The 13122-nt window shown below is 69.1% G+C and carries 8 protein-coding genes; 4 read left to right on the top strand and 4 right to left on the bottom strand.

Going from position 1 to position 13122, the window contains the following annotated elements:
- Window positions 1-32 precede the first annotated feature (32 nt).
- Window positions 33-761 carry a DNA alkylation repair protein gene (locus JGU66_12035; protein MBJ6761497.1) on the bottom strand — a complete coding sequence of 243 codons (729 nt, stop codon included), beginning with the start codon at window positions 759-761 and terminating at the stop codon, window positions 33-35.
- 113 nt (window positions 762-874) lie between these two features.
- On the opposite strand from JGU66_12035, the gene JGU66_12030 reads away from it, so the two are divergent.
- Window positions 875-2470 (top strand): sigma-54-dependent Fis family transcriptional regulator, encoded by a 1596-nt coding sequence (locus tag JGU66_12030; GenBank protein MBJ6761496.1) that lies wholly within the window; start codon window positions 875-877, stop codon window positions 2468-2470.
- Window positions 2471-2540: 70 nt separating this feature from the next.
- Window positions 2541-3047 (top strand): hypothetical protein, encoded by a 507-nt coding sequence (locus JGU66_12025; GenBank protein ID MBJ6761495.1) that lies wholly within the window; start codon window positions 2541-2543, stop codon window positions 3045-3047.
- Window positions 3048-3050: 3 nt separating this feature from the next.
- On the opposite strand, the gene JGU66_12020 is transcribed toward JGU66_12025, so the two are convergent.
- Window positions 3051-6611, bottom strand: a complete 3561-nt coding sequence (locus JGU66_12020; protein MBJ6761494.1) for a protein kinase — start codon at window positions 6609-6611, stop codon at window positions 3051-3053.
- A gap of 217 nt (window positions 6612-6828) precedes the next feature.
- A complete protein-coding gene (locus JGU66_12015; protein ID MBJ6761493.1) occupies window positions 6829-9483 on the bottom strand; it encodes a S8 family serine peptidase in 2655 nt (884 codons plus the stop codon).
- 159 nt (window positions 9484-9642) lie between these two features.
- Between JGU66_12015 and JGU66_12010 the strand changes: the two genes are divergently transcribed.
- On the top strand, window positions 9643-10611 hold the full coding sequence (locus tag JGU66_12010) for a class I SAM-dependent methyltransferase (protein MBJ6761492.1): 969 nt from the start codon (window positions 9643-9645) through the stop codon (window positions 10609-10611).
- Window positions 10612-10632: 21 nt separating this feature from the next.
- Window positions 10633-11439: an alpha/beta hydrolase gene (locus tag JGU66_12005; protein ID MBJ6761491.1), complete on the top strand. Its 807-nt coding sequence runs from the start codon at window positions 10633-10635 to the stop codon at window positions 11437-11439.
- An 87-nt stretch (window positions 11440-11526) separates the two neighbouring features.
- Here the strand turns inward: JGU66_12005 and JGU66_12000 are convergent, their stop codons facing one another.
- A complete protein-coding gene (locus JGU66_12000; GenBank protein MBJ6761490.1) occupies window positions 11527-12969 on the bottom strand; it encodes a glutamine synthetase in 1443 nt (480 codons plus the stop codon).
- Window positions 12970-13122: the final 153 nt, after the last annotated feature.

Raw genomic sequence — 13122 nt, 5'->3', positions numbered from 1 at the left:
GGCCAGTGCGAGGCGCGCGGGGGCCTGCCTGCTCAGCCCTTCTGTCGCATGAAGTGCTGACGGCGGTCGGCGGGGAACTTCTCGATGGCGTAGCGCAGCATGGTGCGTGGCATCTCGTGCGCGTGGCGGTCGAGGAACGCCTCTTCCTGCTTCAGGTCTCGGTTGCCCACCTCGCGCAGCATCCAGCCCACCGCCTTGTGCATGAGGTCGTGCTTGTCGTGGAGCAGCCGCTCCGCGAGCCGCAGCGTGTCCTCGAACGCGTCGGCCCGGATGAAGGCCAGCGTGGAAATGATGGCGATCCGCCGCTCCCACAGCACAGGGGAGCGCGCCAGCGTGTCGAGCCAGGGCTTGAGCGTGGGGTTGTCCAGGAGGTGAGGACCGAGCAGCCCCGGGGCCACCGTGTCCACCAGGTCCCAGTTGTTGAGGCCCGCGAGGTGCGTGCGGCACAGCGCGAAGCTGTGGGCCCGCGTGGCGGTGTCTCCCGAAGCGAAGCGGCCCACCAGGATGAGGAAGCCGGTGAAGCGGTGCTCGTGGATGCCGTCCTGGAGCAGCTCGGAGATGGCCTCGGGGGGCAGGGCGCGGAAGGTGCGGGCCAGCTTGCGTTGTGGCGGCACCTGCACGCCGATGAAGCGGTCGCCTTCGCCATAGCCGCCGGGGGCGCACTGGAAGAAGCGGGTGAGGACGGTGGCCTTGTGCGGATCCGCCAGCAGGGCCAGCTCGTGCCGCACCGCGGCCGCCGTCAACGTGGGGGCTTGGGGCATGGCGGGCACTCTAGCCATGCGCGTCGGCCGACGTGTCGACCGTCGCGTTCCGACACGTCGTCTCCGGCGGTAGAGTGCCGGCCACCGCGCCGGGAGTCCGGCCGGGACCTCCCATGCCTTCCGAACCGATTGCCGATGTGTCGACGGCCGCGCTCCAGGACCGGGGGCGTCGCGCGCGAACTCCACGCGTCGTCCCCGCGCTGACCCTCGTCTCGCACCCCGTGCCTCGGCGCGCGGGAGAGCGGCTGCTGCTTCAGGCCGTGGCGGCCGGGCGCTCGGTGGAGGTGTCGCGCAATGCGCCGGACTTCACGCGCCCCAACCAGGCGCTGGGCCTGCCGCTGTCTGATCCGTTCGTCAGCCGCAAGTCGCTGGTGTTCGAGCCGGTGGGTGAGGGGGGCGTGCGGCTGGTCGTGGGCGAGGGCGGCACGCGCGTGGTGCTCGCGGGTGAGGTGCTCGAAGGCAGCCGGGACTTCGATGCGGACGCGCTCGCGGAGGGCGTGGCGCTGGAGCTGGCCGGGCGCGTGGTGGTGCTGCTGCACACGGTGGACCTCGACCTGGAGGGCGCCTCGGACACGCTGGAGATGGTGGGCGAGAGCACGGGCGTGCGCCGCGTGCGTCGACACATCGAGCGCGTGGCGGACCTGGACGTTCCGGTGCTCATTCGCGGCGAGACGGGCACGGGCAAGGAGCTGGTGGCGCGGGCCATCCATCAGCGCAGCCGACGGCGCGCGGAGAAGTTCGTCAGCGTGAACCTGGGCGCCATCCCCAAGGAGCTGGCCGCCGCTGAGTTGTTCGGCACGCAGAAGGGCGCGTACACCGGCGCGACGAGCAGCCGCGAGGGCTTCTTCGGCGCCGCGCGCGGCGGCACGCTGTTCCTCGACGAGGTGGGCGAGGCGCCGCCCGAGGTGCAGGTGATGCTCCTGCGCGTGCTCGAAACAGGGGAGATGTATCCCGTGGGCGGCACCACGCCCGTGAGCACGGATGTGCGCCTCATCGCCGCGACGGATGCGCACCTGGAGGAGCAGATCCGCGACGGGCGCTTCAAGGCGCCGTTGCTGCATCGGCTCGCGGGCTATGACATCCGCGTGCCCGCGCTGCGCGAGCGACGCGAGGACCTGGGGCGCCTCTTCTTCCACTTCGCCGCCGAGGCCCTGGCGACGTTGGGCGAGTCCCACCACCTGGAGAGCGAAGACCCCCACGCCGAGCCCTGGCTGCCCGCGACGCTGGCCGCGCGGCTGGTCCACTTCGGCTGGCCCGGGAACATCCGGCAGCTCCGCAACCTCACACGCCAGCTCGTCATCGGGAGTCGGGGCCAGCCGCGTCTGCACATTGATCCGGTGCTGGAAGCCGAGCTGGGGCCTGGAGTCTCGACGCCGCGTGCCGTGCCCGTGACGCCTCGGCCGGCTTCGGTCACGCGACGCAAGCCTTCGCAGGTGACGCAGGAGGAGCTGCTCTCCGCGCTGCGAGACAACGACTGGGACGTGAAGGCCGCGGCGGATGCGCTGGGGATACCGCGCCCCTCGCTCTACGACCTCATCGACAAGAGCCCGCACCTGCGCACCGCCGGCGACCTGAGCGCGGAGGAAATCACCCGCTGCTTCCACGAGTCCGACGGGGACCTGGACGCGATGGTGCGCCGCCTGGAGGTGTCTCGGCGCGCGTTGGGGCGCCGCCTCAAGGAGCTGGGCTTGGGCGCCAAGGGCACCTGAGAGGTGCTGGCCGTGCTGGCACGCTCCTCGCTATACGGGCCCGCGGAGTCGAGACAAGGAGCGGGCACACATGCGAGTTCGAGACGTGGGTCTGGTGGTGATGCTGTCCCTGGGAGGCGTGGCGTGCGTGACGGCGACCTCGCCGAGCGAGAGCGCGACGACGGTGCGCGAGGCCGCGGACACGACGTGCAAGGCGACGACAACGGCGTGCGGTGATGGCGGGACGTGCGCGTTCTTGCGCATCGGAGAGAGCTCGACCGGCGGCACCCACTTCAAGCCCGAGTGTCTGGCGGTGCAGCAGGACCAGCCGCTCATCATCGAGAACGACACGGATGGGAACCGGTGCGTCAACCTGCCGTCCATCTTCGTGGGCGTCACCACGGGCTGCGTGCAGGTGAATGCCCATTCGAGCTGGCAGGGCGTGGTGAGCCCCAACGCGACCGTCGAGAACTTCGCGCTCACGGGGACGAAGGGGGACTGCCAGGCCGGCTGTCCGACGTCCATCGAGGTCACCATCAACGGCAGCCTCGACGTGACGAGCAAGGGCGGCGAGCCCGACGGCGTGCGGGCCCGGTAACGCTCACGGCGGTGGCGCGGTGGCCTCTCGCTGAGCGCGTGGATCCATCGAGCCCCAGGCGCGCTCCAGGTGGCGGTTGCCCTGGAGCGCGGCATTCAGGTCCTCGCGAGCACGCCGCAGCCACTCGCTCCGTTTCTCGGCCGGGGCGGGTGTGTCCGCCAGCGCCGTGAGGAGCGCCGCGCGCAGGGCCTGTGCCTCGGGCCAGTGCGGGCGCGCGGACAGCGCCTGCTCCACACGCACCAACCCTTGCTTCAACACAGGCGAGGCGTCCCGAGAGACCTTCGCCGCCATCAAGCTGACGTGGCCGAAGGCGAGTTGGTGCTCCAGTCCCGTGGGCTCCAGCGCTACCGCCCTCTCGACCGAGCGCAGCGCGTCCTCCCCGTGCTCCGAGAGGGCCTGCGTCTCCCCCTGGTAACGCCACGCGAGCGCGAGCGAGGGATTGAGCGCGAGGGCCTTCTGAAGGGCTTCCGTGGCGCTCGCCAGGCTCGGGCGCGCGTCTTGGCCGCGTGACTTCTGGAAGGCCCCCACGAGCAGGCGCACACGGCCGAGCTGCGTCCACGCCTCGGGCAGGTCGGGCAGTGAGCGCAGGGCTTGTTGGAGCGAAGCCTCCGCGTCGTGCGCGCTGGCGAGTGGCGAATCTCCGTGGGAGAGCTGCATGGCGGCCCACCACGCGCGGAGTTCTCCGGCGTTGAACGCGGCGAAGCCCTGCGTGGGCGCGCGGTCCTGCGCCTGGGCATAGGCCTCCAGCGACTGGCGCACGAGCGGCTCCGCGTCTTCGCCCCGGCTCCACGCCTCCTTCGCCTGTTCGAACATCGCCGTGCCCACTCCGTTGGGGAGCTGGGGCAGGTGCGTGTTGAGGGTGGCGCCGTGGCGATAGAGCGAGAGGGCCCGCTCGAGATCCGCGCGAGCATCTCCGCCGTGGTCTCTTCGCAGCCGAGCCCGCGTGATGAGCGCCTCGCCCTCGTAGAACCAGGGGACGACGTTGCTCGGGTCCAGTTCGCGAGCGCGGCTCAGCGCGGCGGTGGCCTCATCGAGGCTCGCCTCGGGTGAGGGCGCGTGTGGATCCGCTGCTTGCTTCACGTACTCCGTGCCCAGGTTGATCCACGTCTCCGCTGGACTGGCGTCCTGGGCGAGCGCGGTGCGGAAGGATTCGATGGCGCGGGCCCGATGCTCACGCGGGTCGCCGCCGTGCGCGCCCTCATGGTCCGCCCAGACGCGGTACACGAGGCCCCGGTCGATGTGGAAGTTGAAGTCGCGCTCGGTCGCGGGCACGTGCTCGAAGGCCTCGGCGGATGCTCGGAGCTGCTCGCTCGGATCCTGACTGCGCTGCTGCCGAGCGCGCGACCACTGCCAGTAGGCCGAGCCCAGCGCGTGCCACGCCACGGCATTGGTCGGCGCCAGGGTGAGCGCCTGCCGAGCCGACGCGACCGCCTGACCCAACAAGGCCTCGGCCTCGGGGCTGCCCTGGCTCACGCGCTGCTGCGCGAAGCGGCGATGAAGCCGCGAGGCCAACAGGTGTGCATCCGCGTCGTCGGGGTTGGCCGTGAGCGCATGGCCCACGGCCTCGAGTCCCTGGGTATAGGCCGGCAGCACGTCGCCGCCGCCGCTGACCTCCATGAGGAGCGCATCCTGCTCCAGGTCGGCCCGCGCGCGGTGGACGGCGGGCACGCTGCGTCCAATGGCGGCGGCCTCGGCATAGGCACGACGGCCCGCCTCGAAGTCCGCGCGCGCGGCGTCGCGCTGACCCGCGTTCCAGCGATGGAGGGCTCGCGCGTGGAGGATGTCGCCGCGCAGCAGCGGGGCCTCATGGAACCAGGGCAGTCTGCCGCCGAGCGCATCGAGCTGTTGAAGGGCCGCGTCGGGGCGGTCCTCGTGGAAGGCGCGCAGGGCCTCGACGTACTCGGGCGCGGGGACCTCGGCGCCCTGGCTGCGCTGGAGGAAGTCGAGGGCGGGGGCGCGGAGGCGGTGCTCGGCGTCGCGCTGTTTCGCCTCGCGCTGGGAGGGCTCGGCGCTGCGCTCCGCTTCCAGTCGCGCGCGCTGATACTGAGCGCCGAGCACCCAGGCGAGCGCATACGCCACGCGAGGCTCATGCTCCCCCGTCGCCCACGCGGCATCGAGGTGCTGGCGCGCAGAGGACAGGTCATCCAGCGCGAGGAAGGCGCGGCCCAGGGCGTAGTGGCCGGAGCCCTCGGCCACGGGGCCGGCCTCGCGCATGCTGGTCTCGATGTCAGTCATCCGCGCCAGCAGCAGGCGACGGTCCGCGCGGGTGTCATGCAGAGGCGCCTGTCCGATGGCACGCGCCATGGCATCGATGCGCTCGACGCTCTCCGTGAAGCGACGGGCGAGCTGCTCTCTCCGGGCCACCTCACGGCGTGCGCGCACCGTCTGCCCCACGCCGAGCGCAAGCGCCAACGCCACGACGCCGAGCGCCGCGGCCACGCGCCAGTGTTTGCGCAGTCGCTTGCGAAGTCGGTAGCCCGGGCTGGGGCGGGCCTGCACGGGCTCGCCGTTGAGGAACCGGTCCAGGTCATCCGCGAGCGCCCGAGCCGAGTCGTACCGGGCCGAGCGGTCCTTCTCCAGACACTTGAGGACGATGGCCTCCAGGTCCGAGGGGATGTCCGCGTCCACGGCGCGAGGTGGGCGAGGCTCGTGGGTGGCGATGCGACTGAGCACCTCCAATCCATTGGAGCCAGGGACAGGCGGTTGTCCGGTCAGCAGATGGTAGAGCGTGGCGCCGAGGCTGTAGACATCCGCGCGTCGGTCCAGCCGAGCCACTTCGCCCCGGGCCTGCTCGGGGGCCATGTAGTGGGGCGTGCCCAGCACGGTGCCGGAGGCGGTGTCGCCGTCCTTCCAATCACGGGCGAGCCCGAAGTCCATCACCGAGGGCAGCAGGCCACCGTCCTCGGTGCGCTCCACCAGGATGTTGGAGGGCTTGAGGTCGCGGTGGACGAGCCCGGCACGGTGGGCGGCGTGGACACCCAGCGCGGCATCATGAAGGACGAGCGCCTTCTGCTCCACGGTGAGCGCCGAGGCGAGCGCATGGAGCGGCTGTCCATCCACGTACCGCATCGCGATGTACGCGCGTCCCTGGACCTCACCCACCTCGTAGACGCGACAGACGCGCTCATGGTCCACGCGAGCCTGGGCACGGGCCTCGGCGATGAACCGGCGGGTCAGCTCCGGGTCTTCGTCGCGAACGAACTTGAGCGCCACCTCGCGACGCAGCCGAGGGTCATGGGCCAGGAACACGCGACCCATGCCGCCCTGCCCCAGGAAGCGCACGCAGCGGTAGCGATCCCAATGCGGCACGGGGAACGCAGGCGCATCGGAGCGAGGCGGCGGCGCGGCGCCCTCTTCGACGGGAGGAAGCGTGGCCTCGGGCTCGCCCGTATCGGGGCGTGGACCGTGCGCGTGAGGAGGTTCGCGGCGCAACGAGGCAAGGGTATCCGAGGACAAGCGGCCTTGCTCGGTGAGCAACTCCAGAGGCCCACGTCCAAGTCGCGCGACCTCGGCGCGCAGCGAGTCCACTTCGTCCCGAGAGATCCACCCCTCGGCGAGCGCCATCCTCAGCTCGGCTTCGTACTCCTCACGCACGGCGGAGTGCCCCTGTCTTCCGTCCAGGCAGGAGAGGGCCAGGGCGGCGGCCATGCAGCGTAGCGGAAGAGCGCGAGCCCGCGCGCATGGCGAAGGCGCCGCGGGGTCGTCACCGTGCCATGGGTGACGACCACGCGAGGGTGCTGCGCTACGGCTTCACCTCCACTGGAAGTAGAGCGGCCGTCCCTCAGCAGTCATTGAAGCAGGTCCAGTGGTCCTCGTTCCTGCCGCAGATGCCGTCACCGCAGTAGCCGCAGTCGACGTCGCAACTGAAGCCCGACTCGCCAGGACTGCAGGTGCCGTCGCCGCAGTAGCCGCAGTCGATGCCGCAGTTCCAGGTCTGCTCTCCCGAGCCGCAGACGCCATCGCCGCACGAGCCACAGTCATAGGCACAGGACGTGGCCGTCTCCGGCGCTTCGCACACGTTGTCGCCGCACACCGTGTGGCAGTCGGCGGCGCAGGTGACGGGGCTCTCCACGCCATTGCAGGTGCCATCGCCGCACAGGGGGAACCCTGCCTTGGCCGTGTGCAGGTCCGTGTTTCCGCCATCGCTGACAATGGCCGTCGCCGCGGAGAACCACGCGGGGTCGGCTGAATAGCCATTGATGTTCTGGGTGTCCTCATCGTCCGTGTGGATGAGCCCCGTGGCCGCGGCGACGGCGAAGCCGGGTTCCGCGAAGACGCCATACTCGAAGCCGAGCGAGGGCAGCCTCAAGGCGACGGTCCCTCCGCCTCGGAAGAGGCAGAAGTACATGCGCGTGTTCCCATCCATGGTGTTGGGGGCGATGTTGCCGAGATACGAGTTGAGGTTGTTGCGGTCCTCGTTGTCGAAGTACCGAGAGAACTCCACCGACCCCGTGGGGCACTGCGTGCCCAGCTTCAAGACCGCGTAGTTGCTGCGTGAATCGCTCGACGCCAAGAGGGAATGAAACAACACCCCGTCCACCCGGCAGAAGTTGAGCTGGGTGTCCGAGTTCCCAGTCATCACGGTGCCGCCCACCCAGCCGCTGACATAGCTGCTGGCGCGCTTGTCTTCGTTGTCCAGGTTGAACTGCAGCGCAGGGCTGTTCGCGGGGCACCCCGTGGCGGGCGCGATGACGCCCACGTCCTGGGGGCGGACCACCATGGGCAGCGTCATCAACAGTCGATTCACGGAGCCGCGAGGGTCCACCACCAGGTTGGGCGTGGCGTTGTTGTAGAGGGCCGTGGCCACCTCGTTGGGAGAGGCCAAGGGGTGATCTTGCAGGTAGAGCGCCGCCGCTCCCGCGACGAAGGGAGCCGCCAGCGAGGTGCCAGAGCCGGTCGAGTAGCTCGTGTCGGAGCCGATATCGGCCGAGAGGATATGGGAACCCGGGGCGAAGATGTCCACGCCCGCGCCGTAGTTCGAAGCGCCACTGGAAAACTGTGAGCGCTTGTCGCTCTGGTCCGTTGCGCCCACGGTGATGGCTTCACGCAGGCGGCCTGGAGAGGACCGCTCGACGTCCTTGTCTTCGTTGCCAGCCGAGATGACCACGGTGACTCCTGCCTGAATCGCTCGCAGGACAGCCTTGTCGGTGGGGGTCTTCCAGTTGAGCCAGCGACGGAAGAAGCCTGGGGAGGAGCCATAGCTGATGTTGGCCACTGCGGGCTTTACGTGGTTGCGCGCCACCCAGTCCATTCCCGCAACCAGGGTGGAATTCACGAGCGACACGGCGGGGTTGTAGGCAGTTCCTTTGCAGCCAGCGACGCGCACCGAGATGATCTTCGCGGCCTTTGCGACGCCCGTCGTCTTTCCCCCGATGACGCTGGCCACACTCGTGCCGTGCCCATTGCAGTCCTCGCGCTGGCCAAAGATGCGGACGAAGTCGACAGCCTGGATGGCACGACCCTCGAACTCGACGTGCGAACGCCGCAGACCCGTGTCCAGGACATAGACATTCACTCCCGCGGCCGTGGTGTTGTACTGATACCGGTAGTCGACGGGACGCAACCGTTGGTCGATCCGGTCCAACCCCCAGTCGGGGGACTGTTGGACTCCACTGGTGGCCTGTTGCGCGCTGCCCTCGCTGTCCTGCTCCACGGAGTCCACGCGGGTGTCCAAGCTGAGTGCGCGAGCTTTCGCGTCCACTCCGAGGAACGTGAAACCGGGCAGCCCTGGGTAGGTATCCTCCACCGTGCCGCTGTATGCCGTCGCCAGGGTCTGAGCCAGTGCTGCTACGTTCTGTGCTGCGGTGCTGTCCGGCAGCATGACGATGAACCGCCCTGGCAATGCGTTCTCGTTCTCGAAGAACTTCGGTGGGGCGGGCGTAGGGGGGATGACGCCGGTGGAGTTCCAAGGATTGGCCGGTTGGTCATTGATGGAGACCCAGAACCGACTTGTGGTGGGAAGCGTGCCTTGGGCCCAATAGGCCCAGCCACCCCCTCCATCGTGGAACTCGGCCATCTGCCAGCCCGGGCCAAAGGTCTCGGCGCACATCGTGTCCGCCAGCTCGGGTGAGGTCAGCACCAAGGCGGGGATGGCCGGGGTGAGCTTCACTTCTCCGGCGGCCCATCCATTGTTGGCGGTGAAGGTGAACCCAGTTGGAGCCGCGCGCCCATCTTGTTTGAGGCAGAGCACGGGCAAGGCCGTGTCCGTCGTGGTGTCACCGAGATAGGCATTGCTCTGCCCATCCGCGCCCATGTCGACATAGAGGCCCCTCTGTTCAAACACCCGCCAGGTCATCCCGTGGCGGTAGCCCTCGGAGACCAGGGCGCTCTGGGCCTTGAGGTCGGTGGAACCCGGGGGCTCGACCTCGCGTACCTCACAGCCCGCCCAGGTCACGGCCATCACCCACATCGACGCAACACCTACGGCTCTGCGCATCCATCCTCCAATTTCAGGCCAAGCCTGATTATCTTGAAAAATAGCACAGCCGTGTCATGTCGACATTGAACACAGAGCGCTGCTGTTGCGGTGTCGCGGAGGAACGCGACAGTGGATTTCCGTCCCTGGGTTCAGCGGAGCCCCTACGCTGCCGGGGCCATGTCGAGCCTCACGTCATCCGCTGCTCCGCGCCGCTTCCATGCCGAGCCCCTCGTCCTCGTGGTGCGCCACATTCGCGAGGCACTGGCTCGCGGTGAGCCGCGGGTGTGCATCGAGGTTGCGGATCCAGACCTGGGGCGCGGTGAGTATCCGGGGGCGCGAGTCGGGCCGGAGGGAACGCTCGTCCACCGTTCCTTCCGTTCGTGGTGTGACCTGGCGGAAGGATTGTCGTGCCGTCTGCTCACGCCGCGCTCCGTGGACGCCACGCACATCGCGTTGACGTTCGAGCCGCTGGGCGCCGAGGCGTCCTGGCATGGCGCTGCGTCCTCGGAGTCCACGCCCCGGCAGGAGCGATACGGTGCGGGCTCGGCGTTCTCCGCGCTGCGCAAGTTCGAGGACGCGGGGTTTCTCTTGCCGTGGCTCGAAGCGCTGGGGCGACTGCGGCTTCCTCCCGGTGCGCGCGTGCTGGACCTGGGCGTCAACCGAGGTGACGAGCTGGAGACCTTCGCGTGGTTCGAGGGACTCCAAGACGTCGCCTTCGTCGGCGTGGATCACAGCGCCACGGCGCTCGCCGAGGCGCGGGCGCGCTTCCCGGACGCTCGGCACTCCTTCCACGTCGCGGACCTGAACGCGCTGCCGCCGGACCTCGGGCGCTTCCACCTCGTGGTGTCGGTGGGCACGCTGCAGAGCCCGGGGGTGGAGGACCACGCGCTCCTGCGCAAGCTGGTGCAGGAGCACCTGGAGCCCGCGGCGGCGCTGGTGCTGGGCTTCCCCAACTCGCGCTTCCGCGAAGGCGAGGTCGTCTATGGCGCGCGGGTGCGCAACCTGCGCGAGCCAGACCTGTCGTTGGTGGTGAAGGACCTGTCGTTCTATCGCCGCTACCTGCACCAGCACGGCTTCCGCACGTTCCTCGGGGGGAAGTACGACCTGCTCCTCACCGCCGTGCGCGGCGCGCTTGCCGAGGAATGAGTCCCTCCGGAAGATGCCGGGATGAACTCCACCTGGGTCCTCGACGAGCCGCAGCCGCCCCCCGATGAGCGCATCGCCTATGGCGAGGGGCCGCACCGGTTCGCGGAGCTTCGAGTGCCCGAGGGCCCGGGTCCGCACCCGGTGGTGGTCTTCGTGCACGGCGGCTTCTGGCGCGCGAAGTACGGGCTGGAGCACGCTGGCCACCTCTGCGCGGACCTGACCCGTCGAGGCTTCGCGACGTGGAGCCTGGAGTTCCGTCGCGTGGGGCACGCGGGCGGCGGCTACCCCGGGACGCTCGAAGACGTGGCCGCGGGGCTGGACCACTTGCGGGCCGTGGCGCCTTCGCGCGGGCTGGACCTGGACCGCGTGGCGGTGATGGGCCACTCCGCGGGCGGGCAGCTCGCCATGTGGCTGGCGGCGCGGTCTCGGCTGAAGCCTGGTCAGCCATTGTACTCAGCGGATCCGCTCAAGCTCCGAGGCGTGGTGTCCCTCGCGGGCGTGGTGGACCTGGAAGAGGGCGTGGCGAAGCGTCTGGGTGATGGGGCCGTGGCGGCGTTCGTGGGCGAGGGCGCGACCGACCTGCCCGCGCGCTACGCGGTGGCCTCTCCCGCGATGCTCCAGCCGCTGACGGTGCCGCAGGTGCTGGTGCACGGGACGGTGGACGACACGGTGCCCGTGGAGATGAGCGACGCCTTCCATGCGAGAGGGACCGCGCTCGGCGCGCCCATCACCTACGTGCGGCTGGAGGGCACGGGACATTACGAACTCATCGACCCGCGCTCCCAGGAGTGGCCCCGCGTGGTGGAGGCGCTCCAGTCCCTGCTGTGAGTTGCACGCGCTTCAAGACGCGAACGGCGCGCGACCCGGGGAGGGGCCGCGCGCCGTGAGGGTCCTACCGAAGAGGACCCGCGCGTCTCAGAAGATGCTCCAGAGGTACTGGTTGGTCACCTCGTGGTGGAACTGGATCTCCGAGGTCTTCACCCGCGTGCCCAGCTGCTTGGGGCTGCGCTCGGCCGAGGCGGTCTTCAGCTCGGCGAACTTGCCCTGCACGTTCTCACCCAGAATCTGGGCGACGAACTGGCTGCCCTTGAACAGGCGGACGGCGTCGAAGATGTTGTCCGGCAGGAAGCGCGTGCGGCTGCGCTTGGACTCGGCGTCCTCCTGCGGCTGCGGGCCCTCCATGCCGGTGCGCAGCAGCGTGAGCAGCACCATGTACGGGTTGGAGTCCGGAGCCACGCTGCGCACCTCGACGCGCGCGCTGCGCTCGTTGCCGAACGGGATGCGCACCATGGCGCCGCGGTTGTTTGCGCTCGCCTTGATCTGATTCGGCGCCTCGAAGTGCGGATCCAACCGGCGGTACGCGTTCACGCTGGAGTTGAGCACCAGGCAGATGTCGTTCGCGTTGGTGAGGATGCGGTCGATGAACGACCAGCCCTCGGCGGACAGGCCGTCCTGCCCGTTCTTGTCGTAGAACAGGTTCTTGCCGCCCTTGGACAGCGACATGTTCATGTGCATGCCGTTGCCGTTCACGCCCGTCACGGGCTTGGGCAGGAAGCACGCGGTCAGCCCCATCTGCGCGGCGACCTGGCGGCACAGGAGCTTGTAGAGCTGGATCTGGTCCGCGGCGATGAGCGCCTCGCTGTACGTGAAGTTCATCTCGAACTGGCTGGGCGCCACTTCCGGATGGTCCTTCTCGTTCTGGAAGCCCATCGCGCGCTGGGCCTCGGCCGCCTTGTCGATGAACGTGCGGAGCGAGTCTCCCGGCAGCGCGTGGTAGTAGCCGCCCGTGGAGATGAACTCGAACTGGTTCGTCTCGTGGTAGTGGCGCTCGGCGTCGCGGCCCTTGAAGAGGAAGCCCTCAATCTCCGGCGCCGCGTGGAACACGGAGCCGTCCTTCTGGAAGTGGCCGTCCGTGAAGCGCTTGAGCTGGCCGCGCATGTCGGAGTGGTACGGCGTGCCGTCGCGCTCCAGGACCTCGCTGAACACCAGCACCTTGCCCGGCCCGAAGATGTCCGACGGCAGCCAGTAGAACGAGGCCCAGTCGATGTTCAGCCGCAGGTCGCTCTCCGCCTGCGCGGAGAAGCCCCGGATGGACGAGCCGTCGAAGGTGAGGTTGTCGGCGCTCTTGAGCAGGAACTTCTTGTCGTAGTCGAGCATGTGCAGCCGACCCTCGAGGTCGGTGAAGCACACGGTGACGGCTTTGATCCGCTTCTCGTCCGTCAGGTACTTGATGCGCTCGTCGCGGAGCTTCTCCGGCGACTCCCGCTTGATGCGCTGCTCCTTCACGCGGAGGTTCATCACCTCCAGCTCGTCGTAGGGAATCTCCAGGAAATCCCGCAGCGGCTTCGTCGACTCCATGAGCATGCCTCCCGGCAGTGGGCCCTCGCCGAGCGCTTCGTGGGCGGGGCCAGAAAGTTCTGGGCACAGGTATTTACATTTGCTGGCGAGAAATCAAGTCTAAATCTCGTGGCATTTAGCCAAGAGCCTTGGCTTCAGAGCCTTGAATGTAGG

The sequence above is a fragment of the Myxococcaceae bacterium JPH2 genome, assembly GCA_016458225.1.
In the GTDB taxonomy this organism is placed as follows: domain Bacteria; phylum Myxococcota; class Myxococcia; order Myxococcales; family Myxococcaceae; genus Citreicoccus.
Note: the sequence above shows the minus strand (reverse complement) of the source record. Positions and strands in the feature narration are given on the sequence as shown.

Bases quoted from the DNA above. Each gene is read 5' to 3' on its own strand.
- JGU66_12035 (MBJ6761497.1), bottom strand. From the start codon at position 761: ATGCCCCAAGCCCCCACGTTGACGGCGGCCGCGGTGCGGCACGAGCTG.
- JGU66_12030 (MBJ6761496.1), top strand. From the start codon at position 875: ATGCCTTCCGAACCGATTGCCGATGTGTCGACGGCCGCGCTCCAGGAC.
- JGU66_12025 (MBJ6761495.1), top strand. From the start codon at position 2,541: ATGCGAGTTCGAGACGTGGGTCTGGTGGTGATGCTGTCCCTGGGAGGC.
- JGU66_12020 (MBJ6761494.1), bottom strand. From the start codon at position 6,611: ATGGCGCTCGCCGAGGGGTGGATCTCTCGGGACGAAGTGGACTCGCTG.
- JGU66_12015 (MBJ6761493.1), bottom strand. From the start codon at position 9,483: ATGCGCAGAGCCGTAGGTGTTGCGTCGATGTGGGTGATGGCCGTGACC.
- JGU66_12010 (MBJ6761492.1), top strand. From the start codon at position 9,643: ATGTCGAGCCTCACGTCATCCGCTGCTCCGCGCCGCTTCCATGCCGAG.
- JGU66_12005 (MBJ6761491.1), top strand. From the start codon at position 10,633: ATGAACTCCACCTGGGTCCTCGACGAGCCGCAGCCGCCCCCCGATGAG.
- JGU66_12000 (MBJ6761490.1), bottom strand. From the start codon at position 12,969: ATGGAGTCGACGAAGCCGCTGCGGGATTTCCTGGAGATTCCCTACGAC.